Source organism: Massilia sp. YIM B02443 (genome assembly GCF_030411955.1).
Classification (GTDB): domain Bacteria; phylum Pseudomonadota; class Gammaproteobacteria; order Burkholderiales; family Burkholderiaceae_D; genus Telluria.
In genome coordinates this window covers 82427-102003 of record NZ_JASNRA010000008.1, presented here as the reverse complement: position 1 = coordinate 102003, position 19577 = coordinate 82427, and the positions used below count along the sequence as shown (strand labels likewise).

Below are 19577 nucleotides of genomic sequence, written 5' to 3'. Positions count from 1 at the left end.
GCTCCGTATTCTTATTGTTCCAGCAGGCGCACGTCCACCAGTTCGAAGCGATACTCGCCCGGTTGCGGTCCGGCACTGAATGCTAGCATGGCCACCGCTGCCGGATCGATGCCGGCGAAGGCGTTCAAGGGAATGCTGATTTCTTCCCACTCGGCCTTGGCGACGAACGCCACGCTGCTGGGCCGCATGTTACCGGCGCCCATCATCAGCACCTGGTAGGTCTTGCCGTCGCCGCGCACCCGGAAACGCAGGGTCTTGGCCGCGCTCAGGTCGGCCGCCCCCATCGGCTGGGCGCCGGGCATGAAGGCCACGCTGGACCAGGCGAACGGCAGGCCCGGCGCGACCGTCGCCTGCACCGCCAGCGGCGCCTGGCCGTCGGGCAGCGCCGGCAGGACGTCAAGCTTGACGCTCGACTTGCCGCCCGCGAACTGGTCGGTCGACGGCACCCAGCCGCTGCCGAAGGGACCGGCGAGGCGGGCGGCGCTGAAATCGCTGATGCGGCCGTCCGGTGGCAAGACCTGGCGCGTGGCGCCGCCGAGTTCGCGCGCCACTTGCTGGCGTTTGGCGTCGCGCAAGGCGGCCGTGCTCTGCCCGTCCTTCCAGACTTCGACGATGCGGCGCGTGGCCTTGATGTCCGCCGCCGGATTGCCGTCGACCAGCAGCAGGTCGGCCTTGCACCCCGTGGCGATGCAGCCGCGCCGGCCCAGCTTGAAGGCGGCGGCGGGCGCGCTGGTGGCGGCGGCCAGCGCCGCGGACGGACTCAGGCCGGCTTCGACCAAAGCCGCCAGTTCGCGGTGCATGCTGATGCCGTACAGGGTGCCGGCATTGCCGGCGTCGGTGCCGGCCAGGAGCGGCACCCCGGCCCGGTGCAGCGCCGCGGTGACCGCCTTCGGCGTGGCCAGCTGTTGCGGATTGGCCTGCGCGCCGTAGCGTGCCTTGAGCGTAGCGGCGCCTTCGCGGTTGACCAGCGCTGCCAGGCCGGGATCGGCCAGCAGGTCGTCGCCACGCACCCCGGCCATGCTTTCCAGCACGGCGAAGGTCGGGATCACGAATGCGTTCCTGGCTTTCGCCAGCCGCGCCAGGCTGGCGACCGCCTCCGGCTGCGGCGCGGCGCCCAGGAACAGGTGCACCAGCCCATCGGCGCCGGCTTCCAGCACGGCGCGCGCGTCAACCTCGTTGCTGACGTGGACCACGGCCAGCTTGCCGCGCCGGTGCGCGGCCTCGATCAGTGCGCCGGCAGTGGCGACGTCGAGCGACTTCATCTTGCTGGTGCCTTTGCCCCCTTGTTCCAGCACGATCTTGATGAAGTCCGAACCTTCGGCGATGCGCGCGTCGACGAAAGCCTGGGCTTGGTCCGGGCGAGTCAGGGTCGGGATCGGGAAGCCGTACTGGGTGCCATGGCCGTTCGGCGCCGTGGCCAGCGTGCCGGCCGAAAACATGTCGGCCGCGCCGGCATTGGTGCCGGCCGCCATGCTGCGTTTGACCTCTTGCATCACGGGCACGGCGGTGAACATGTCGACCTGGGTGGTGACGCCGAACATCAGCGGCAGGTCGAATTGCTTGAAGGCGTGGGTGTGGGCGTCGATCAGGCCCGGCAGCAGGGTGCGTCCGGCGCCGACGACGATACGCGCGTTGGCCGGCGCCGTGCCGCGAAAATCGGCGTCGACGATGACGCCGCCATCGAACAGCACCGAGCGCCGCTCGTGCATGCTCTTGCCGTCGAACACGCGCACGTTCTCGACCAGGGTGGCGGCGCCCAGCGCCAGGGTGGATAGCGTAAAACCGGCAGCGGCAAGTACTGCTTTCAGGACTGGAGTGGACATGGTTTCCTCACGGGTTGTGTGAAACCAGTATGCGCAGTCCGCCGCCGCGGCGGCAGAAGCGCTTGCCATCAATCCTGGATGACAAATGTCAGGTGCGCTATGACCGGCTTATGCCGGCGGCAGGTTGTCCCACAGGTCGCCCGTCGGGCTGATGCGCGGCGCGGCGACGCCGAAGTGGTGGTAGGCCAGCGGCGTGGCGATGCGCCCGCGCGGGGTGCGCTGCAGGTAGCCCTGCTGGATCAGGTAGGGTTCCAGCACGTCCTCGATGGTGTCGGCCGCTTCGCCGATCGCCGCCGCCAGGTTGCCGATGCCGACCGGGCCGCCGGCGAACTTGAACAGCACCGCTTCCAGCAGCTTGCGGTCCATCACGTCGAAGCCGACGGTGTCGACGTCCAGCATCTTCAGGGCGCGGTCGGCCATCTCGCGCGTGATCTCGCCATTGCCCTTGACCTCGGCGTAATCGCGCACGCGGCGCAGCAGGCGGTTGGCGATACGCGGCGTGCCGCGCGCACGCTTGGCCACTTCGCGCGCGCCGTCCTGGTCGATCGGCGCTTCGAGCAGCGCGGCGCTGCGCGCCACGATCTTGGTCAGTTCCTCGACGTTATAGAACTCGAGGCGCGCCACGATGCCGAAGCGGTCACGCAGTGGATTGGTCAGCATGCCGGCGCGGGTGGTGGCGCCGACCAGCGTGAACGGCTGCAGGTCGAGCTTGACCGAGCGCGCGGCCGGGCCTTCGCCGATCATGATGTCGATCTGGTAGTCCTCGAGCGCCGGGTACAGGATCTCCTCGACCACCGGCGACAGGCGGTGGATCTCGTCGATGAACAGCACGTCGTTCGGCTCGAGGTTGGTGAGCAGCGCGGCCAGGTCGCCCGGACGCTCGAGCACCGGGCCCGAGGTCTGGCGCAGGTTGACGCCCATCTCGCGCGCGATGATGTGGGCGAGCGTGGTCTTGCCCAGACCCGGCGGGCCGAACAGCAGCGTGTGGTCCAGCGCTTCGCGTCGTTTTCGCGCGGCACTGATGAAGATTTCGAGCTGGTCGCGGATCTTTTCCTGGCCGACGTATTCGTCCAGTTGCTTCGGCCGCAAGGCGCGTTCGATCGCTTCCTCGTTGGGCGAGGATGGCGCCGCATCGATGATGCGCTGCTCGGTGAAACTGTCGGTCTGGATACTCATATCGTATTTGCCTTAAGCCTTGGACAGCGCCTTCAGCGCGAACTTGATGCCGTCCGAGACGCTCGAACCGGCCGGCATGTTCTTGGTCGCCAGCAGCGCTTCCTTGTCGGAGTAGCCGAGCGCGGCCAGCGCATTCAGGACGTCGGTCTGGGTGTCGTCGCGCGCGGCGCCTGCGGTGACGCCGATGTCGGCGCCGAGTTTGCCCTTCAGTTCCAGCAGCAGGCGCTCGGCGGTCTTCTTGCCGATGCCGGGGACTTTGACCAGGCGCCCGGTTTCCTGCAGCGTGACCGCCTGCGACAGCTCGGCCACCGTCATGCCGGACAGGATCGCCAGCGCCATGCGCGCGCCGATGCCGGTGATCTTGATCAGCTGGCGAAACAGCGCGCGTTCGGACGCGGTGCCGAAGCCGAACAGCAGGTGGGCGTCTTCGCGCACCACCAGGTGCGTGAACAGCACGGTTTTTTCGCCGGTATGCGGCAGGTTGTAGAAAGTGCTCATCGGCACGTCGACTTCATAGCCGACGCCGTTGCAGTCGACCAGCACGTGTGGCGGCGTTTTTTCGAGCAGGGTTCCGGAGAGGCGACCGATCATCTGGGGTGTTCCTTGGATGTTTTCTTTAAACGCTTAAGAGACGAGACGGCTGTTCTTCATGCGCAGCGCCTGCATGTCGGGCGACAGCGAGCCCAGCAACGCCAGCGTGTCCATGCCGTGGGCGTGGCAGATCGCCACGCCGAGGGCGTCGGCGGCGTCGCTGCCCGGCAAGCCCGGCAGCTTGAGCAGGCGCGCGACCATGTCCTGCACCTGCGGCTTGGCCGCCTTGCCGGTGCCGACCACGGCCTGCTTGACCTGCACCGCAGTGTACTCCGCCACGTCCAGGTCGGCGCCGACCAGCGCAGTGATCGCGGCGCCGCGCGCCTGGCCCAGCAACAACGTGGATTGTGGATTCACGTTGACGAACACTTTTTCGATGGCCGCGCACTGGGGGCGGTAGGTGGCGACGATTTCGCTGACGCCGTGCAGGATGATCTTCAGGCGCGGCGGCAGCGCGCCCTCGAGCCCGGTCTTGATGGTGCCCGAAGCGATGTAGCGCAGCTTGGCGCCGTGTTTTTCAATGACGCCGAACCCCGTCGTGCGCAGGCCCGGGTCGATGCCGAGAATAATCATTATGGAATGTTACCCCGGCTGGGGGTGTTCGTGGGAAAAATACTGTGCAAAAACACAGGTGCGTATCCAATTGGACTACATCCTGTTTGATGTCCGTAGGGTTGGCGGGTTTCCCGCCGACGCGTTCAACGACCGGTTGAATGCAAGCACGGCATCCATTTCAATGCCGGTTGAACGCGTCGGCGGCGGCGCGCGGGGCCGCCGAGGCCGACCCTACGTTACTGCTGACTGCTGATCAATGACGGAAGTGACGCGTACCGGTGTACAGCATCACCACGCCGCGTTCGTCGGCCGCGTCGATCACTTCCTGGTCGCGCATCGAGCCACCCGGGTGGATCACGCAGGTTGCGCCGGCGTCGACCACGACATCCAGGCCGTCGCGGAACGGGAAGAACGCATCCGACGCCACCGCCGAACCCGCCAGCGACAGGCCGGCGTTCTGGGCCTTGATCGAGGCGATACGGGCCGAGTCGATGCGGCTCATCTGGCCGGCGCCGACGCCCAGCGTCATGCCGTTACCGCAGAACACGATCGCATTCGACTTGACGAACTTGGCCACGCGCCAGGCGAACATCAGGTCTTGCAGCTGCTGCTGGGTCGGCTGCTTCTTGCTGACCACGCGCACGTCGCCCAGTTCCACGTTCTTCGCATCCGGCGACTGCACCAGCAGGCCGCCGCCGACGCGCTTGACGTCGTAGGCGTTCTGGCCGGCGCCCAGGGCGATTTGCAGCAGGCGCACGTTCTGCTTGGCCGCCATGATCTGGCGCGCTTCAGCGGTGAACGACGGCGCGATCAGCACTTCGACGAACAGCTTGGCCAGCGCTTCGGCCGCCTTGCCGTCGACTTCGACGTTGAAGGCGATGATGCCGCCGAACGCCGAGGTCGGGTCGGTCTGCAGCGCGCGCGAGTAGGCGTCCAGCGCATCGACGCCGATCGCCACGCCGCACGGATTGGCGTGCTTGACGATCACGCAGCCGGCCGATTGCCCCAGGCCGCCGAGCGACTTGACGCATTCCCAGGCCGCGTCGGCGTCGGCGATGTTGTTGTACGACAGTTCCTTGCCCTGCAGCTGGGTGTAGTTGGCCAGCGCGCCGTCGATGGTGACGATGTCGCGGTAGAACGCGGCGCCCTGGTGCGGGTTCTCGCCGTAGCGCATGTCCTGCACTTTCTCGAAGCCCATGTTCAGGGTCTGCGGGAAGCTGGAACGGGTCGCGTGCGCGCGGTCTTCGCCCAGGCTGGTCAGGTAGTTGGTGATGGCGCCGTCGTATTGCGCGGTGTGCGCGAACACTTTCTTGGCCAGGCGGAACTTGGTCTCATAGCTGACCGGGCCGGTCGCTTCGCCGGCGCCCTTCATTTCGGCCAGCACCACGCCGTAATCAAGCGGGTCGACGATCACCACCACGTCGCGGTGGTTTTTGGCCGCCGAGCGCAGCATGGTCGGGCCGCCGATGTCGATGTTCTCGATTGCGTCTTCCAGCGAGCACTGTTCTTTGGCAACGGTCTGCTGGAACGGGTACAGGTTGACCACCACCATGTCGATCTGCGGAATGCCGTGCTCTTCCAGCTTGGCGACGTGCTCGGGGAAGTCGCGGCGGGCCAGGATGCCGCCGTGCACTTTCGGGTGCAGGGTCTTGACGCGGCCGTCCAGCATTTCCGGGAAGCCGGTGTAGTCGGCGACTTCGGTCACCGGCACGCCGTTATCCTGCAGCAGCTTGGCGGTGCCGCCGGTGGACAGGATGTTGACGCCCAACGCGCTCAGCGCACGTGCGAAATCGAGCACGCCGGTTTTGTCGGAAACGGAAATCAGAGCTTGTTTGATCATGGTGTGGCCTATGGTTGGTAATTCGTGCGGCGGGAGTGCGGACCTGGATTGGCCACACGCCACGACGCGCGGCCACGACATGCCACGCTTAGAGCAGCCCGTGCTCCTGCAGTTTCTTGCGCAAAGTGTTCCGGTTGATGCCCAGCATCTGGGCCGCGTGCGACTGGTTGCCGTCGGCGCGCGACATCACGACCTCGAGGACCGGCTTTTCGACGGTCAGCACCATCATGTCGTAGATATTGGACGGCTTTTGCTCGCCCAGATCGTTGAAATAGTCTTCAAGACTCTTTTGGACGACTTCCTGGATACTTTCTTTGCTCATGTCTTCTGCTGCTTCATCCTGGTGTTGATAAGTGCTCCGCTCTCGCGCAGCGCGTCCCCTGTTGTTCTTCTTCTGGTGCCTGCTATGCCGCGATCGCGTCGAGGGCAGGATGCGCGGGGCGGTATTGTAACCGCTCGCCATGCCGCCGTTGCGATTCAAAAAAGGCATCGACTGCGGCCAATTGCTCGGTGGTCGATTCCAGCAGGTTCATACGCTGGCGGAATTCTTCCCCACCCGGCAGATCCTGCACGTACCAGCCGATGTGCTTGCGCGCGCTGCGCACGCCGATGAAGTCGCCGTAGAAGGCGTAGTGCGCCGGCAGGTGCTCGTTCATCAGCGCGCGCACTTCTTCCACCAGCGGCGCCGGCAGGTGTTCGCCGGTGCGCAGGTAGTGGTCGATCTCGCGGCAGATCCAGGGCCGGCCCTGGGCGGCGCGGCCGATCATCACGGCGTCGGCGCCGGTGTAGTCGAGCACGAACTTGGCCTTTTCGGGCGTGGTGATGTCGCCATTGGCGACCACCGGAATCGCTACCTCCGCCTTGACGGCGCGGATGGTGTCGTACTCCGCCTCGCCCTTGTAGCCGTCGGCGCGGGTGCGGCCGTGGAGTGTCAGCATCTGGATGCCGGCCTGCTCGGCCATGCGCGCGATGCGCAGCGCGTTCTTGTTCTGGCGGTCCCAGCCGGTACGGAACTTGAGCGTCACCGGCACGTCGACGGCTTCCACCACGGCGTGCAGGATGCGCTCGACCAGGTCTTCGTGCTGCAGCAGGGCCGAACCGCACCAGCTGTTGCAGACCTTCTTGACCGGGCAGCCCATATTGATGTCGATGATCTGGGCGCCGCGCTCGACGTTGAACTTCGCGCAGTCAGCCAGGTCTTTCGGATCGGCGCCGGCGATCTGCACCGCCTTCGGTTCCATCTCGCCCGCGTGGTCGGTGCGGCGCGAGGTCTTTTCGCTGGCCCACAGGCGCGGATTCGACGCCGCCATCTCGGACACCGCGTAGCCGGCGCCAAGCTGCTTGCACAGCTGGCGGAACGGCCGGTCGGTCACCCCGGCCATGGGGGCGACGAAGACGTTATTTCGCAGATGATAAGGACCGATTTGCACAGAAGAAAATCACAAAAGTTTCTCGGGAACCTGCTATTTTACCCCAAGCGCTGCTCAAATTATCAGCACAATTTTTTCGATTGTTGCGCGTGCGATATTGGCAACGTGCTAAAAAAGGGGTTTGCTGGTGCGATCGGACAGCAACAACGGCCGCGTGTTTACGCAATGACGCAAGGTCTCCATACTGCCAAACCCGGCATTGGAGACAGCACTACCGGCTACGACAGCTCGTCCAGCACTTTGCGTTGCAGGTGCTCTACCTCACCCCAGCTCAGCAAGGTCAACTTTCCATCTTGCACCACGAAGCGGTTGACGCTCGCGTTGTGGATCTTGAAGTCGCGCGGCGTCTCCAGCGGCAGCCCGAGCGCCGCACGATAAGCGCACTCGAGCACCCCGCCGTGCGCCACCAGCGCCAGCGTCTTGCCCGGATGCTGTCCCGCATGCCCCAGGATCGCGCTCAATGCCCGGTCGAAGAACTGACGGAAGGTCTCCCCGCAATTCTCCCCTGGCGGCAGTTCGGCATCTACATTACGCGCCTGCCAGGCCGCAAACTGGAGCGGAAAGCGCGCCGCGATTTCGCTGTACAGCAGTCCTTCGAAGCCGCCATAACAGCGCTCGCGCAGCTTCGGATCGCGCAGGACACTATCCGACGATTGGCCACGCGCCAGCGCGATCGCCTCGGCCGTCTGGCGCGCCCGCCCCAGGTCGCTCGACAGCACCAGGTCGATCCGCTCGCCCGCCAGTGCCCGTCCCAGCGCCGCCGCCTGGCGCTCGCCTTCGGCATTGAGCGCGATATCCAGATGCCCCTGCAGCCGGCGTTCGGCATTCCAGGCGGTTTCGCCGTGGCGGATCAGGAGGATGGTGGTGGCGCCCGGCGGCGCGTGTTCGACAGTCGACGACATGAGGTTCCAGTGCCCGAACCTCGGGGCATGATCGGGTAGTGTTGAAGCACGCTCGTCAACCCGGCTTCAGGAAGCCGGGTTGACGAGCACGCGTGTAAAGCGGCGGACCTACTTCAGCTGGTCGGCCGCGCCATTGGCTTCCAGCGCCGGATTGAGCGAATACACGCCGAAGATGCGCGCCTCGTCCAGGATATGGCCACGGATCGCCATGCGCGCCTCCTGCCCCGTAAAGCGGCCGTCAAGCGGCAGGCGCGGGATGTCGAGCGCGTACAGCGTGAAGATATAGGCGTGCACCCGCTCGTCGTTCCACGGCGGACAGGGACCGTCGTAGCCATAGAACTCGCCGGCCATGTCGGGGTCTTGCGCGAACCAGCCGGTGTAGTCGTTGACGCCATGGCGCAGCTGGTGCTCGGTGCCGTTCTTGATGGTGAACGGCACCAGCGGCCCGGGCTTGCCGTGCGGCGTGACCATGTCCGAGAACATGCCTTCTGCCAGCGACTTGAGGCAGACCGGAATGTCGACCAGGGTCCAGTGGAAGAAGTCGACGCGCGGCAGCGAGGCCGGCACGCGGCGCCCTTCCTTGTTAACGTCGGTTCCATCGGACGGCACGTCGGGATCGTGGCAGATCAGCACCAGCGACTGGGTGCCGGCCGGCACGTCGTCCCAGGCGATGTGGGGGTTGCGGTTGCTCGACAGCTTGACGTGGGTGTCAGGATCGCTGACCGCGAACGCGCAGGCGGCGGGGATTTCCGCGCCGTCGGTGAATGAATCGCTCCAGATTCGCATGGTTCCTCCCTGGCTGGTAATTTTGACCGTGGCGGCCGGCGCGGGTTTCAGCGCGATGCCCCGACCGGATCAAACCGCAGCCAGAACGTGACCGGCCCATCGTTCACCAGAGACACCTGCATGTCGGCGCCGAATACGCCGGTCTGGACAATGCCATGCCGCTCGCGCGCCTGGCGCACGAGATAGTCGAACAGGCGCCGCCCGTCTTCCGGCGCGGCGGCCGGCGAAAACGACGGCCGGGTGCCGGAGCGGGTATCGGCCGCCAATGTAAACTGCGGCACCAGCAGCAGGCCGCCAGCGGTATCGGTGACGCTGCGGTTCATCTTGCCGGCCTCGTCCGAGAAGACCCGGTAGCCCAGCAGTTTGGTGAGCAACTGGTCGGCTTCGCGCTCGCTGTCGCCCTTTTCAGCGCATACCAGCACCATCAGGCCGGGACCGATGGCGCCGACGGTCTCGCCGTCGACGCGCACCGCCGCTTCGCTCACGCGTTGCAGCAGGCCAATCATGCGGACAAGGTGACGCGCGCGAACTTGCGCTTGCCGACCTGCACCACGAAGGTGGCGGCGTCGATCTGCAGACCCTTGTCGCTGACCACGGCGCCGTCGATGCGCACGCCACCCTGGTCGACCATGCGCATCGCTTCCGAGGTCGAGGCGCACAGGCCAGCCTGTTTCAACAGTTGCGGCAGGCCCAGCGGCGCGCCCGACAGCGCGACTTCCGGCACGTCGTCCGGGATGCCGCCCTTGCTGCGGTTGACGAAGTCGGCCAGCGCGTCGTCGGCCGCCTGGGCCGAGTGGAAACGCGTGACGATTTCCTTGCCCAGCGCAACTTTCGCGTCGCGCGGGTTGGCGCCGCCGTCGACCTCGGCCTTCAATTTGGCCAGTTCGTCGATCGAGCGGAACGACAGCAGGTCGAAATACTTCCACATCATCGTGTCCGAGATGCTCATCAGCTTGGCGAACATGGTGTTCGGCGCCTCGGTGATGCCGATGTAATTGTTTTTCGACTTGGACATCTTGTCGACGCCGTCCAGGCCTTCCAGCAGCGGCATGGTCAGGATGCACTGCGGCTCCTGGCCGTAATCTTTCTGCAATTCACGGCCGACCAGCAGATTAAATTTCTGGTCGGTACCGCCGAGTTCCAGATCCGACTGCAAAGCAACCGAATCATAGCCCTGCATCAAAGGATAAAGGAACTCATGCACCGCAATCGGAGTCCCACTCTTGTAACGTTTGGTGAAGTCGTCGCGTTCCATCATGCGCGCCACGGTGTAGCGCGAGGCCAATTGAATCATGCCACGCGCGCCGAGCGGGTCGCACCATTCCGAGTTGTAGCGGATTTCGGTGCGCGCCGCGTCAAGCACCAGCGACGCCTGGCGGAAGTACGTCATCGCGTTTTCCTCGACCTGCTCGCGGGTCAGCGGTGGACGGGTGGCGTTGCGGCCCGACGGGTCGCCAATCATCGAGGTGAAGTCGCCGATCAAAAAGATCACCTGGTGGCCCAGGTCTTGCAGCTGGCGCAGCTTGTTCAGCACCACGGTGTGACCGAGGTGCAGGTCGGGCGCGGTCGGGTCCAGGCCGAGCTTGATGCGTAGTGGCTTGCCGGTCTGCTCGGAGCGCGCCAGTTTCTGGGCGAATTCGCTCTCGATCAGGAGTTCATCGGCGCCGCGTTTGGCAATGGCGAGCGCCTCGCGCACCTTGTCGGTCAACGGCAAGGAAACAGGCGAATTCGCCGGGGCACCGTTACCGGAAGCAACTTTGGAAGTCATAGAATCTTGTAGGAAATTGGCTAAAACGGTTGTAGGACCACTTCTTTTGGTATAATTCACGATCCTGTTTTCGTTTCCTAAAGAAAACTTTACGAATCGATAAGAACATGGCCCTTGAAAGTTCAGCCGCAAATTTTAACTGATTGCATGAACCCTATACAGAAAATCACCCAAAACGGCCTGCTGCAGCTGGTGCCGAAGACCCGCAAGGCCCGCATGCTCGGCGCCGGCGCCGTCTTCCTCAGCATGTGCGCCTTTGGCGCCGTGGCTGTGGCCCCGATCGCATCCGATCCTTCCGACCTGCCCGTCCAGTCGGTGGCACAAGACCTGGAACTGCCGAACCTGGCCGACCAGATTGCCGCCCTCCAGCAAGACGAGCAGCAATTCATCCACGAAGAACGCATCCGCCGCGGCGATTCGCTCGGCTCGATCTTCACCCGCCTCGGCATCGAGGACGCCCAAGCCCAGAAGTTCGTTCGTTCCGACAAAGTCGCCCGTCGCCTGCTGTCGCTGCCTAACGGCAAGCGCATCCAGGCAGAGACCGACGAGAACGGCATGCTGCTGTCGATGAGCGCCACCGTCGTCGATGGCAAGAGCGGCAACGCGCGCACCATCACGGTCGAGCGCAAGGGCGAGAAGTTCGTCGCCCTCGACCAGCCGGCCAAGCTCGAGCGTCGCGTCGAAATGCGTTCGCGCGAGATCGCCTCGTCGCTGTACGCAGCAACCGACGACGCCAATATGGACGGCGGCACCATCCCTGATTCGGTGGTCGGCGAGATCATCGAGATGTTCTCGACCAGCATCGACTTCCGTTCGGACGTCAAGCGCGGCGACCGCTTCAACGTGGTGTACGAAACCTTCTGGCTGGACGGCGAACTGGTGAAGACCGGGCGCATCCTGGCCGGCGAATTCGTCAACCGCGGCACCAGCTACCAGTCGGTGTGGTACGAAGATCCGATCAGCAAGCAAGGCGGCTACTACAGCCTGGACGGCAAGGCGCTGAAAAAGGCCTTCCTCAAGTCGCCGCTGCAGTATTCGCGGATCTCGTCGGGCTTCTCGATGCGTACCCACCCGATCTCGGGCAAGTGGAAAGCGCACAAGGGCATCGACTACGCGGCCGTGACCGGCACCCCGATCCGCGCCGTCGCCGACGCTACCGTCGACTTCGCCGGTAACGGCAATGGCTACGGCAACATGGTCGTGCTCAAGCACTGGTCGAACTACAGCAGCGCCTACGCCCACATGAGCCGCATCGCTCCGGGCATGAAAAAAGGCGCCAAGATCAGCCAGGGCCAGGTGATCGGCTATGTCGGCTCGACCGGCTGGTCGACCGGCGCCCACCTGCACTACGAATTCCGTGTCGCAGGCGTGGCCCAGGATCCGAACAAGTTCAAGTCGCTGGTCCAGCAACCGCTGAGCCAATCCGAACTGGCACGCTTCCGCATGGCAGCTGCCGAGATGAACCACCGCTTCTCGCTGCTGGCGCCAAGCGGCAACGGCATGGCGGCGCGCTGATCCAGTTGTAACAACGCAACACCGACGCCCTCCGTCGCATGCAAATGCCGGAGGGCGTTTTGTTTTGGGCGCATCCAACGCAGGCGGAAAAACAATGAACGCGACACCTTCCCTCTTCATCGGCCTGATGTCCGGCACCAGCCTCGACGGCGTCGACGGCGTGCTGGCCGACTTTTCCAACGGCGCGATCCAGACCCTGGCCGCCGCCTTCACCCCCTTCCCGCCGGAACTGCGCGCCGAACTGATGGCGCTGCAGGCCGCCGGCCCGAACGAACTGGAGCGGGAAGCGCTGGCCGCCAACGGCCTGGCCCTGGTCTACGCCGACTGCGTGCGCGCCCTGCTGCCGTCCAGCCCCGGCCCGGTCACGGCGGTCGCCGCCCACGGCCAGACCATCCGCCACCGCCCCGAACTGGGTTTTACGCGCCAGACCAACAACCCGGCGCTGCTGGCCGAGCTGACCGGACTGGACGTGGTGGCCGACTTCCGCAGCCGCGACGTCGCCGCCGGTGGCCAGGGCGCGCCGCTGGTGCCGGCCTTCCACCATGCGGCCTTCGGCACGCCGGGCACCAGCCGGGTGGTGGTGAACATCGGCGGCATCGGCAACATCAGCGTGCTGCACGCGGATGGGCGCGTGACCGGTTTCGATACCGGCCCAGGCAATGTCTTGATGGATTTGTGGATCGCGCGCCACCACGGCCGCGCCTATGACCAGGATGGCGCCTGGGCCGCTTCGGGCGCGGTTGATCCGGCGCTGCTGGCCACGCTGCTCGACGAACCCTATTTTCGCCAGCCGGCGCCCAAGAGCACAGGCCGCGACCTGTTCCACGAACAGTGGCTGAATGACAAGCTGGGGCAGCATCCGGACCTGGCGCCGGCCGACGTCCAGGCAACCCTGCTGCGCCTGACCGCGACCACCATCGCGCAAGCGATCCAGGGCGAAGGCGTGACGCCGGACGCAGTCTACGTCTGCGGCGGCGGCGCCTATAACGGCGCACTGCTGCGCGCCATCGGCGCCGAGCTGGGCGGCGTGAAAGTGGAATCGACGGCGGCGCTGGGCGTGGCCCCGAACCGGGTCGAGGCGCTGGCCTTCGCCTGGCTGGGCTGGCGCTGCCTGCAGCGCGAGCCGGGCAATCTGCCGGCGGTCACCGGCGCCCGCGGCCTGCGCGTGCTGGGCGCGCTGTATCCTGCATGATGCACCCCCATCGCGCACGCTGCCAAAATGCAAACGGCCCGCTTGCAGCGGGCCGTCGACTACCCGGAACGATCCGGGTGGCGTGGCGTGGAACTCAGGCCGAGAACGACGAACCGCAACCGCAGGTCGAGGTGGCGTTCGGATTCTTGATCACGAACTGCGCGCCTTCGAGGTCATCCTTGTAGTCGATTTCGGCGCCGACCAGGTACTGGTAGCTCATCGAATCGATCAACAGCTGGACGCCGTTCTTTTCCATCGTCGTGTCGTCATCGTTGACGATCTCGTCGAAGGTGAAGCCATACTGGAAGCCCGAGCAGCCGCCGCCCTGCACGAAGACGCGCAGTTTCAGATCGGGATTGCCCTCTTCTTCGATCAGCTGTGCAACTTTCTCTGCGGCGCTGTCGGTGAAGTTGATTGGTACGGGAATAGTGTCGTGCTCAAGCACTTCTGCGACTGCGTTCATGGGAAAACTCCTGAAAGATCAAACTCCGCCCATTATAGACGGTTGGGGAAAGTCATGCTGCCGACCCTTCGACAATGTCGGTCAGATGAAACACCGGCTCATCGTAGGCCGGCTGCGGCTCGTGGGTGAGCTTGCCGGTGACGAGCGCGCCGCCGTGCATTTCGAGCAGGCGGTAGTGTACATCCCCATGTATGCGGCCTTTCGGCTGTAATTCAAGCAGTTCCGACGAATAAACGGCCCCGGCGATGAAGCCGTTCACCACCAGGCTGGCGCAGCGCACCTCGCCCTCGATGCGCGCGTGTTCGGACACGATCAGCATGCTGTCGGCGCCGTCCAGCGCGACCACGTTGCCGTGCACCTCGCCGTCGATGCGCAATCCGCCGCTGAACTTCAGGTCGCCCTCGATGCGGGCCGAGATCCCGACCAGGCTGTCAATTTCGCTTTTGGCTTGTCGACCGAACATGGAACCACCTCTGCAGAAAAGAGCGCGCCTGGCGCGGATTGACCGTTGAACTCGATTAAGTCCAACGATCAATTTACCCTGCTCAACAGTGCTCGCCTTGATCTGCGTCGCGTGGCCACCCGGGATTGAAGTTTATGGCAACAGTGCAATCTGCTTGAGCCCGGTCGACTCTTCCAGGCCGAACATCAGGTTCATGCACTGCACCGCCTGGCCCGAAGCGCCCTTGACCAGGTTGTCCTGCACCACCAGGATCACGACCATGTTACTGCCTTCCGGACGGTGCAGCGCCAGGCGCAGCATGTTCGAGCCGCGCGTCGAGCGGGTCTCAGGGTGCGCGCCGAACGGCATCACGTCGACGAACTCGCTGTCCTTGTATTGCTCTTCGAACAGGGCCTGCAGCGCGGCGTTGTCGATCTCCTTCGTCAGGCGCGCGTACAGGGTCGCGTGCATGCCGCGGATCATCGGCACCAGGTGCGGGGTGAAGATCAGGCCGACCTTCTGCTCGGTGAAGCGGGCCAGCTGGGCCGAGGTTTCCGGGGTGTGGCGGTGACCGTGCACGCCATAGGCCTTGAAGTTGTCGCTCGACTCCGAGAACAGCGTGCCGATCTCGGCCTTGCGGCCGGCGCCGGAGACGCCCGACTTGCAGTCGGCGATCAGGCTGCCGGCGTCGATGATGCCGGCTTTCAGCAGCGGATAGAAGCCCAGCTGCATGGTGGTCGGGTAGCAGCCCGGATTGGCGACCAGGCGCGCGCCCTTGATGTCGTCGCGGTTCAGTTCCGGCAGGCCATATACCGCTTCCTCGATCAGCTCGGGCGCGGTGTGCTCGATCTTGTACCATTTCTCGAAGGTGGCGCGGTCCTTCAGGCGGAAGTCGGCCGCCAGGTCGATCACCTTGACGCCGGCCGCCAGCAGCTCGGGCGCCTGGGCCATCGCCACGCCGTGCGGGGTGGCGAAGAACACCACGTCGCACGATTTCAGGTCGGCCTTGTCCGGGCTCGAGAACGCCAGGTCGACGCGGCCGCGCAGCGACGGGAACATGTCGGCCACCGGCATGCCGTCTTCCTTGCGCGAGGTGATCGCGGTCAGTTGCACGTCAGGGTGAACGGCCAGCAGCCGCAGCAATTCCACGCCCGTGTATCCGGTTCCGCCAACGATGCCAACTTTGATCATGTCCATTCCTTCTAGAAAATTGGTTTCCTGCCGATGCTGCAGGACGAAAGCGCAATTTTAACAGCCTGACCAGATGGCCGCGCACCGGCCGGCGCCGGCCTGGCATCAGGCCGGCGCATCCACCATGGTTTCCGGATAAAAGATGGCGCGCGCATCCAGCGTCGACTGCAGGCCGACCTGCTCGCCGTGTTGCGCCAGCCAGTCGCCGGCAGCCTGGCGTCCGACCGCGTGCAGATGCTGCAGGAACGGCCACTCATTGTTGAACTTGCTCGAGATGTCGAGGTTCTGCAGCTCGCCGTTGCCGGTGACCATGTGCAGGCGCACCGCCGCCGCATGGGTCTGTTCAGCCTGCTCTTCGTCGAGCAGCATGCCGAAATGCTGGATCGCGCTGATCTCGCGGATGAAGGCGGTATTGAAGGCGATCTCGCTGGCGCGGTTGGCGATGTCGGCCACGCTCAGCGGCAGGCGGTTGCGCGCGATCGGGTTGTTCTGGACGATCAGGATGTCGCCCGCCCCACCCCCGCTGGCCAGCGGCGCCAGCGAGGGATTGCCGGCGAAGCCGCCGTCCCAATACGTTTCGCCCTCGACCTCGACGCCGGAAAACACTTGCGGCAGGCAGGCCGAGGCCGCCAGGCGGCAGGCATCCATCTCATCGCGTGTGAAAATCTTGCCCTTGCCGGTGCGCACATTGGTGGCGGTGACGAACAGGCCGATCTCTGCGCAACTGCGCACGCGCCCGAAATCGATGAGCGAGCCGAGCAGAGTGCACAGGGGATTGATGCTGACCTGGGTCATTGGCGGCGGCATCACCGCGCTCATCAGCTGCAGCAGGTGGTAGGCGGGCGAGGCCTGCATCGAGCCCTGGCCGGCCAGGTAGTCGGCCGGCGTGCGGCGCATCGGGCTGAACAGGCTCATGGTGCCGAGCGTCTGCCAGAACCGGTGCAGGGCCTGGCGCGCGCCTTCGCGTCCGCCACCCTGGGCAAAGCCGTCGAGCATCACCGCTGCATTGATGGCGCCGCCGCTGGTACCAGACACGGCCGTGATGTCGAAACGCTCGTCCTCCAGCAGCCGGTCGAGGACGCCCCAGCCGAAGGCGCCATATGAACCGCCGCCCTGCAGGCCGAGACTGAGCTTTTTCGTGGGTGTGTTCACTACAGGATTCCAGGAAGGTTGAGGTGCTGCGAAGTCTACTATGCAGCCCCGGCCGCCCCCGTTTCCTTTCCCACGCACAAATAAGCAAAGTGGGGGACGAAAAAAAACCGCCGGCACAAGGGCGGCGGTTTTTTCGTATTGCAGCACAAGGCTGCAATGGTGAAACGAATTAACGCTTCGAGAACTGCTTCGCGCGACGTGCTTTACGCAGGCCGACTTTCTTACGCTCGACTTCACGCGCGTCACGGGTGACGAAGCCGGCACGTGCCAGATCGCCCTTCAGTGCTGCGTCGTAGTCGATCAGAGCGCGGGTGATGCCGTGACGGACGGCGCCAGCCTGGCCCGATTCGCCACCGCCGTGCACGTTGACCTTGATGTCGAAACGTTCGACGTTGCCGGTCAGTTCCAGCGGCTGACGGATCACCATCAGGCCGGTTTCACGCGAGAAGTATTCCGATGCCGGTTTACCGTTCACGATGATCTGGCCGGTGCCCGATTTGATGAACACGCGAGCGACTGCACTCTTGCGACGGCCGGTGCCGTAGTTGTAGTTACCGATCATGTCAGTTCCTTAGAGGGTCAGTGCTTGTGGTTGCTGAGCAGCGTGCGGGTGGGTGCCTTCCGCGTACACTTTCAGCTTCTTGATCATGGCGTAGCCGAGCGGGCCCTTAGGCAGCATGCCTTTGACGGCCTTCTCGAGTGCGCGACCTGGGAAACGCTGTTGCATTTTCAGGAAGTTGGTTTCGTAGATACCGCCCGGGTAGCCCGAGTGACGGTAGTACGTTTTTGCGGTGGCCTTGGTGCCGGTCACGCGCAGTTTGCCTGCATTGATCACAACGATGAAGTCACCGGTGTCGACGTGCGGGGTGAATTCCGGCTTGTGCTTGCCGCGCAGTCGGAGTGCCACTTCGCTGGCAACACGTCCGAGGACCAGGTCCGTCGCGTCAATGACAAACCAGTCGCGCTGGACTTCGTGGCCCTTAGCGGAAAAAGTTTTCATGTTTATTCCAAAAATTAAAATTGCTCAAATGGTGGTTCCGCCCCGCAGGTTTGTTACAACCCGCAGCGGACTCGGCCTTATTGTCTTTTCCTGAGCAAACGGAAAGCCGACGATCATAACCGAACAATGGCTTGCGAGTCAATCCGTACGTGAATGCGGTCACCCTGTTGTCGTTTTTCTCGCGCGCCGTTTTCTATGCGCTTCATCCACTGTGCATTCCTTGATGCGGCCTTGAAACAATCGGTTGACCGCAGAAACACCGCGACCATACTATCGTCGCAACATGAAGGAGATGTTGTGAAGAAATCCCAGATTCTGCTCACTGCACTGGCGTGGCTGACCGCAGGCCTGACCCATGCCGCGGCCCAGAGCGCCGCCGCTCCTGCCAAACAGGAACGCAGCTGCCATCTGCCCGGCGCCACCGAAGCCCTGCGCTGCGTCAAGCTGACGGTCCCGCTCGATTATGCGAAGCCAGGCGCCGGCACGCTGAAACTGCACGTCACCGTGGCCCCGGCCTTCCGCCAGGGCACGCGCAACGATCCGCTGTTCGTGCTGGCCGGCGGCCCCGGCCAGGCCGGCAGTGACGTGCTGATGCTGCTGCCGGCCGCGCTGGACCGGGTGCGCGCCACGCGCGACATCGTCTTCATCGACCAGCGCGGCACCGGCCTGTCGGGCAAGCTCAGCTGTGAGAGCAAGCCGGAACACGAACTGATGAGCGAAGAGCAGCTCGAAGAAGAGCTACGCGCCTGCATCCGCGCCAGCAAGGCGCCGTTCGGCGCCTACACCACGGCCGCCGCCGCGCGCGACCTGGAACAGGTGCGTAGTGCCCTCGGCTACGCCAGGGTCAACGTCTGGGGCGGTTCCTACGGCACCCGCCTGGCCCAGGCTTACGCGCGCGCCTATCCGGCCAGCGTGCGCAGCCTGGTGCTGGACGGCGTGGCCGCGCCCGAGCAGGTGATTCCGGCCGGCGGCCGCGACGGCCAGGCCGCGCTCGACGCCCTGTTCACCCAGTGCGAGCGCGACGCCGGCTGCAGCAAGGCCTTCCCGCAACTGCGCGGCGAGTTCGACGCCCTCGTGAAAAAGCTCGACGCCGGCGGCATCAAGCTGTCGCTGCCCGATCCGCGCACCGCGCAGCAGGTCGACTTCACATTGACCAGCAGCCGCTTCCTCGGCACCGTGCACAACATCCTGTATTCGCCGGGCGACGCGCGCCGCCTGCCGTTCCTGCTGCACAGCGCCGCCCGCGGCCGCTGGCAGCCCTTCATCGCGCGCCAGAACCTGGCCGGCGACTTCGGCGGCGACGCCAGCATGGCCATGCTGCTGCACTTCGCCGTGGTGTGCGCCGAGGACGTGCCGCGCATGACGCCGGAACTGCTCGAGCAGGACGACGCCGTGCTCACCCGCCCGCTGGCCGAGAAGATCCCGGCGCTGTGCAAGACCGTCAACGTGGCGCCGGTGCCGTATGCGGCGCCGACCCGGATCGAGGCGCCGGCCCTGCTGCTCTCGGGCGCGCTCGATCCGGTAACGCCGCCGCACCGCGCCGCCAGCGCCGCCAGACACATGGCGCGCGCCCAGCAGGTGGTGGTGGCGAATGCCGGCCACGGCGTCTCGCAGCTGGGCTGCGCGCCGCGCCTGCTGCGCGCCTTCCTCGACCGTCCGCAGGAAAAACTCGACACCGCCTGTCTGGCCGAGATCCCGGCGCCCACGTTCCAGCTCGGCGCCGCCGGGCCGCAACCCTGAATCCCTCGAAT

20 protein-coding genes are annotated in these 19577 nt (G+C 65.0%); 3 read left to right on the top strand and 17 right to left on the bottom strand.

The features are described from left to right. Nucleotides 1–11: 11 nt before the first annotated feature. The 11 genes from QPK27_RS10645 to tyrS all read right to left on the bottom strand — a co-directional run bounded on the left by QPK27_RS10645 (nucleotide 12) and on the right by tyrS (nucleotide 10871). Entirely contained in the window at nucleotides 12–1823 is a 1812-nt protein-coding gene (locus QPK27_RS10645) for a CIA30 family protein (RefSeq protein ID WP_290418207.1), read from the bottom strand. Nucleotides 1824–1931: 108 nt separating this feature from the next. Next, nucleotides 1932–2999: a Holliday junction branch migration DNA helicase RuvB gene (ruvB, locus tag QPK27_RS10640; RefSeq protein ID WP_290418206.1), complete on the bottom strand. Its 1068-nt coding sequence runs from the start codon at nucleotides 2997–2999 to the stop codon at nucleotides 1932–1934. 12 nt (nucleotides 3000–3011) lie between these two features. Continuing rightward, nucleotides 3012–3590, bottom strand: a complete 579-nt coding sequence (gene ruvA, locus QPK27_RS10635; protein ID WP_290418205.1) for a Holliday junction branch migration protein RuvA — start codon at nucleotides 3588–3590, stop codon at nucleotides 3012–3014. 33 nt (nucleotides 3591–3623) lie between these two features. After that, complete coding sequence (gene ruvC, locus QPK27_RS10630) at nucleotides 3624–4163, bottom strand: crossover junction endodeoxyribonuclease RuvC (RefSeq protein ID WP_290418204.1); 540 nt, start codon at nucleotides 4161–4163, stop codon at nucleotides 3624–3626. Nucleotides 4164–4398: 235 nt separating this feature from the next. Further along, the gene (purH, locus tag QPK27_RS10625; RefSeq protein WP_290418203.1) at nucleotides 4399–5985 is read right to left on the bottom strand and encodes a bifunctional phosphoribosylaminoimidazolecarboxamide formyltransferase/IMP cyclohydrolase; all 1587 of its coding nucleotides are present in this window, start codon (nucleotides 5983–5985) and stop codon (nucleotides 4399–4401) included. An 88-nt stretch (nucleotides 5986–6073) separates the two neighbouring features. After that, on the bottom strand, nucleotides 6074–6307 hold the full coding sequence (locus QPK27_RS10620) for a helix-turn-helix domain-containing protein (RefSeq protein ID WP_290418202.1): 234 nt from the start codon (nucleotides 6305–6307) through the stop codon (nucleotides 6074–6076). A gap of 82 nt (nucleotides 6308–6389) precedes the next feature. Beyond that, entirely contained in the window at nucleotides 6390–7415 is a 1026-nt protein-coding gene (gene dusB / locus QPK27_RS10615; protein ID WP_290418201.1) for a tRNA dihydrouridine synthase DusB, read from the bottom strand. A 218-nt stretch (nucleotides 7416–7633) separates the two neighbouring features. Continuing rightward, nucleotides 7634–8317 (bottom strand): histidine phosphatase family protein, encoded by a 684-nt coding sequence (locus QPK27_RS10610; protein ID WP_290418200.1) that lies wholly within the window; start codon nucleotides 8315–8317, stop codon nucleotides 7634–7636. A 108-nt stretch (nucleotides 8318–8425) separates the two neighbouring features. Then, a complete protein-coding gene (locus QPK27_RS10605) occupies nucleotides 8426–9103 on the bottom strand; it encodes a YbhB/YbcL family Raf kinase inhibitor-like protein (protein WP_290418199.1) in 678 nt (225 codons plus the stop codon). A gap of 47 nt (nucleotides 9104–9150) precedes the next feature. Beyond that, nucleotides 9151–9609 carry a D-aminoacyl-tRNA deacylase gene (gene dtd / locus QPK27_RS10600; protein ID WP_290418198.1) on the bottom strand — a complete coding sequence of 153 codons (459 nt, stop codon included), beginning with the start codon at nucleotides 9607–9609 and terminating at the stop codon, nucleotides 9151–9153. Further along, nucleotides 9606–10871, bottom strand: coding sequence for a tyrosine--tRNA ligase (gene tyrS / locus QPK27_RS10595; RefSeq protein ID WP_290418197.1), 1266 nt, complete (start codon nucleotides 10869–10871; stop codon nucleotides 9606–9608). Before tyrS ends, dtd begins: the two co-directional genes overlap by 4 nt. Before the next feature lie 147 nt (nucleotides 10872–11018). On the opposite strand from tyrS, the gene QPK27_RS10590 reads away from it, so the two are divergent. After that, nucleotides 11019–12386 (top strand): M23 family metallopeptidase, encoded by a 1368-nt coding sequence (locus QPK27_RS10590; protein WP_290418196.1) that lies wholly within the window; start codon nucleotides 11019–11021, stop codon nucleotides 12384–12386. Between the two features lie 94 nt (nucleotides 12387–12480). Next, nucleotides 12481–13578 carry an anhydro-N-acetylmuramic acid kinase gene (locus QPK27_RS10585; protein ID WP_290418195.1) on the top strand — a complete coding sequence of 366 codons (1098 nt, stop codon included), beginning with the start codon at nucleotides 12481–12483 and terminating at the stop codon, nucleotides 13576–13578. 94 nt (nucleotides 13579–13672) lie between these two features. Here QPK27_RS10585 and erpA read toward each other — a convergent pair whose 3' ends face one another. From erpA to rplM, 6 genes are all read right to left on the bottom strand, one after another. Beyond that, complete coding sequence (gene erpA, locus QPK27_RS10580) at nucleotides 13673–14041, bottom strand: iron-sulfur cluster insertion protein ErpA (protein WP_290418194.1); 369 nt, start codon at nucleotides 14039–14041, stop codon at nucleotides 13673–13675. A 52-nt stretch (nucleotides 14042–14093) separates the two neighbouring features. Then, nucleotides 14094–14504 (bottom strand): polymer-forming cytoskeletal protein, encoded by a 411-nt coding sequence (locus QPK27_RS10575; RefSeq protein WP_290418193.1) that lies wholly within the window; start codon nucleotides 14502–14504, stop codon nucleotides 14094–14096. Nucleotides 14505–14636: 132 nt separating this feature from the next. Beyond that, complete coding sequence (argC, locus tag QPK27_RS10570) at nucleotides 14637–15674, bottom strand: N-acetyl-gamma-glutamyl-phosphate reductase (RefSeq protein WP_290418192.1); 1038 nt, start codon at nucleotides 15672–15674, stop codon at nucleotides 14637–14639. A gap of 105 nt (nucleotides 15675–15779) precedes the next feature. Continuing rightward, nucleotides 15780–16826, bottom strand: a complete 1047-nt coding sequence (locus QPK27_RS10565; RefSeq protein WP_290418191.1) for a patatin-like phospholipase family protein — start codon at nucleotides 16824–16826, stop codon at nucleotides 15780–15782. A gap of 169 nt (nucleotides 16827–16995) precedes the next feature. Next, nucleotides 16996–17388: a 30S ribosomal protein S9 gene (gene rpsI / locus QPK27_RS10560; protein ID WP_290418190.1), complete on the bottom strand. Its 393-nt coding sequence runs from the start codon at nucleotides 17386–17388 to the stop codon at nucleotides 16996–16998. 9 nt (nucleotides 17389–17397) lie between these two features. Continuing rightward, a complete protein-coding gene (gene rplM / locus QPK27_RS10555; RefSeq protein WP_005667902.1) occupies nucleotides 17398–17826 on the bottom strand; it encodes a 50S ribosomal protein L13 in 429 nt (142 codons plus the stop codon). Nucleotides 17827–18123: 297 nt separating this feature from the next. Here rplM and QPK27_RS10550 point away from each other — a divergent pair, with 297 nt between their 5' ends. Further along, nucleotides 18124–19566, top strand: coding sequence for an alpha/beta fold hydrolase (locus tag QPK27_RS10550; protein ID WP_290418189.1), 1443 nt, complete (start codon nucleotides 18124–18126; stop codon nucleotides 19564–19566). The last annotated feature ends 11 nt before the right edge of the window (nucleotides 19567–19577 follow it).

What these genes read in the sequence shown, in the direction of transcription:
- QPK27_RS10645 (WP_290418207.1), bottom strand. Translation starts at nt 1,823, where the DNA reads ATGTCCACTCCAGTCCTGAAAGCAGTACTTGCCGCTGCCGGTTTTACG.
- ruvB (WP_290418206.1), bottom strand. Translation starts at nt 2,999, where the DNA reads ATGAGTATCCAGACCGACAGTTTCACCGAGCAGCGCATCATCGATGCG.
- ruvA (WP_290418205.1), bottom strand. Translation starts at nt 3,590, where the DNA reads ATGATCGGTCGCCTCTCCGGAACCCTGCTCGAAAAAACGCCGCCACAC.
- ruvC (WP_290418204.1), bottom strand. Translation starts at nt 4,163, where the DNA reads ATGATTATTCTCGGCATCGACCCGGGCCTGCGCACGACGGGGTTCGGC.
- purH (WP_290418203.1), bottom strand. Translation starts at nt 5,985, where the DNA reads ATGATCAAACAAGCTCTGATTTCCGTTTCCGACAAAACCGGCGTGCTC.
- QPK27_RS10620 (WP_290418202.1), bottom strand. Translation starts at nt 6,307, where the DNA reads ATGAGCAAAGAAAGTATCCAGGAAGTCGTCCAAAAGAGTCTTGAAGAC.
- QPK27_RS10610 (WP_290418200.1), bottom strand. Translation starts at nt 8,317, where the DNA reads ATGTCGTCGACTGTCGAACACGCGCCGCCGGGCGCCACCACCATCCTC.
- QPK27_RS10605 (WP_290418199.1), bottom strand. Translation starts at nt 9,103, where the DNA reads ATGCGAATCTGGAGCGATTCATTCACCGACGGCGCGGAAATCCCCGCC.
- dtd (WP_290418198.1), bottom strand. Translation starts at nt 9,609, where the DNA reads ATGATTGGCCTGCTGCAACGCGTGAGCGAAGCGGCGGTGCGCGTCGAC.
- tyrS (WP_290418197.1), bottom strand. Translation starts at nt 10,871, where the DNA reads ATGACTTCCAAAGTTGCTTCCGGTAACGGTGCCCCGGCGAATTCGCCT.
- QPK27_RS10590 (WP_290418196.1), top strand. Translation starts at nt 11,019, where the DNA reads ATGAACCCTATACAGAAAATCACCCAAAACGGCCTGCTGCAGCTGGTG.
- QPK27_RS10585 (WP_290418195.1), top strand. Translation starts at nt 12,481, where the DNA reads ATGAACGCGACACCTTCCCTCTTCATCGGCCTGATGTCCGGCACCAGC.
- erpA (WP_290418194.1), bottom strand. Translation starts at nt 14,041, where the DNA reads ATGAACGCAGTCGCAGAAGTGCTTGAGCACGACACTATTCCCGTACCA.
- QPK27_RS10575 (WP_290418193.1), bottom strand. Translation starts at nt 14,504, where the DNA reads ATGTTCGGTCGACAAGCCAAAAGCGAAATTGACAGCCTGGTCGGGATC.
- argC (WP_290418192.1), bottom strand. Translation starts at nt 15,674, where the DNA reads ATGATCAAAGTTGGCATCGTTGGCGGAACCGGATACACGGGCGTGGAA.
- rpsI (WP_290418190.1), bottom strand. Translation starts at nt 17,388, where the DNA reads ATGATCGGTAACTACAACTACGGCACCGGCCGTCGCAAGAGTGCAGTC.
- rplM (WP_005667902.1), bottom strand. Translation starts at nt 17,826, where the DNA reads ATGAAAACTTTTTCCGCTAAGGGCCACGAAGTCCAGCGCGACTGGTTT.